The organism is Bergeriella denitrificans NBRC 102155 (assembly GCF_001592185.1).
Classification (GTDB): domain Bacteria; phylum Pseudomonadota; class Gammaproteobacteria; order Burkholderiales; family Neisseriaceae; genus Neisseria; species Neisseria denitrificans.
The window spans coordinates 1-1634 of the sequence record NZ_BCWL01000307.1; the positions used below are offsets into that span (position 1 = coordinate 1).

2 protein-coding genes are annotated in these 1634 nt (G+C 55.0%); both read left to right on the plus strand.

Annotation, left to right across the window (positions count from 1 at the left end):
* Positions 1-520, plus strand: a 520-nt coding sequence (locus BDE01S_RS10400; protein ID WP_174520389.1) for a YadA family autotransporter adhesin, incomplete at its 5' end; no start/stop codon positions are given.
* 194 nt (positions 521-714) lie between these two features.
* The gene (locus tag BDE01S_RS10405; protein WP_066081271.1) at positions 715-1566 is read left to right on the plus strand and encodes an OmpA family protein; all 852 of its coding nucleotides are present in this window, start codon (positions 715-717) and stop codon (positions 1564-1566) included.
* The last annotated feature ends 68 nt before the right edge of the window (positions 1567-1634 follow it).

Below are 1634 nucleotides of genomic sequence, written 5' to 3' on the forward strand. Positions count from 1 at the left end.
CGTTGATATGGCTGCCGGTAAGAACCTGACTGTCGCTCAAGAAAACGGCAAAGTAACCTATGCCCTGAGCGACAACATCAGCGTGGATACCGTTACTGCGACCACCGTTCAAGTTGGTGGCGACACCGGTCCGAAGATTGGTGCTGACCAAGAAGGCAACATCGCCATCGGCGATACCAACGGCGCGCCGGTACGCATTACCAACGTCGCTCCGGGTGTCAACGATACCGACGCTGTCAATGTCGGCCAACTGAAAGCAGTCAACAGCCGCATCGACGGTGTTGAAAACCGCGCCAACGCAGGTGTGGCACAAGCCTTGGCGACCGCAGGTCTGCCGCAAGCCTACCTGCCGGGTAAGAGCATGATGGCCATCGGCGGCGGTGTGTACCGTGGTGAAACCGGTTATGCCATCGGCTACTCCAGCATCTCCGACGGCGGTAACTGGATTATCAAAGGTACGGCTTCCGGCAACTCGCGCGGCAACTACGGCGCGACTGCTGCAGTCGGCTACCAGTGGTAATCTGACATCTCGGGCAGGATATGTCGTTTTTCAGACGGCATAACCTGCCGGATAATGGGAGCCGGGTCAAACCGGCTTTCCATTTATCGGTAGATTGTTGTATACTCATGGCATTCTCCGAGAGGTTGAAACGCCACCCTTTAAAATACCGGACGGTGATGTGTAGGCCGTCTGAAATTAAGGTAAATATTCAAATGAAAACAAACTTGAAATGGGCAGCCCTGGCTGCAACAGTATTGCTGGCCGCTTGTGCGACCAAGAGCAATGTCAAGGCCGACGGCACGACCGACGAGCCGGTCTTCCCGAAGCCTTACTCACTGACTTTCAATAACGACCGAGGTACTTTCCCGACCGACGATGAGCTGGACAAAATGCGTCCGGGTCTGACTAAAGACGACATCTATAAAATCCTGGGTCGTCCGCACTACGACGAAGGTATGTTCAACGTGCGCGAATGGGACTACCTGTTCCACTTCTACACCCCGGGCGTGCCTCTGGATCCGGACAACACTTCCGGCGTAGAAGGCATCACCACTTGCCAATACAAAGTGATTTACGATAAAGACAAATTCGCCCGCAGCTTCTACTGGAAGCCCGTATTCCCTGAGGATGCTGTTTGTCCTCCGCGCGGCCCGGAAAAAGTGAAAACCCAATCTCTGAGCTTGGGTGCGGATGCATTGTTTGCATTTGATAAGAGCGGCCCGAGCGACATGCTGCCTGCCGGCTACGCTAAGCTGGACCGCTTCGCCGAAGACATCAAACGCTTCGAGCGTGTCAGCGCCATCCGCATCATCGGTTACACCGACCGCAAAGGCAGCGATGCCTACAATGACGCCCTGTCTCTGCGCCGTGCCGAAACCGTACGCCAGTACCTGGTTAACCGTGGCGTACCTGCTGCAGTAATGTCTGCACAAGGCTTGGGCAAACGCAACCCGGTAGTAGAGTGCAGCACCAGCCTGCCGCGCAACGAAGAAATCGCGTGTCTGCAACCGAACCGCCGCGTTGTCATCGAAGTGGACGGCTTGGGTAAACTGACCGTTGAATAATTTTCAGACGGCATAACGCAAACCCGCAGGGCAAGCCCTGCGGGTTTTTTTATGTTTTGTTTTTCAGT

Bases quoted from the DNA above. Each gene is read 5' to 3' on its own strand.
- BDE01S_RS10405 (WP_066081271.1), top strand. From the start codon at position 715: ATGAAAACAAACTTGAAATGGGCAGCCCTGGCTGCAACAGTATTGCTG.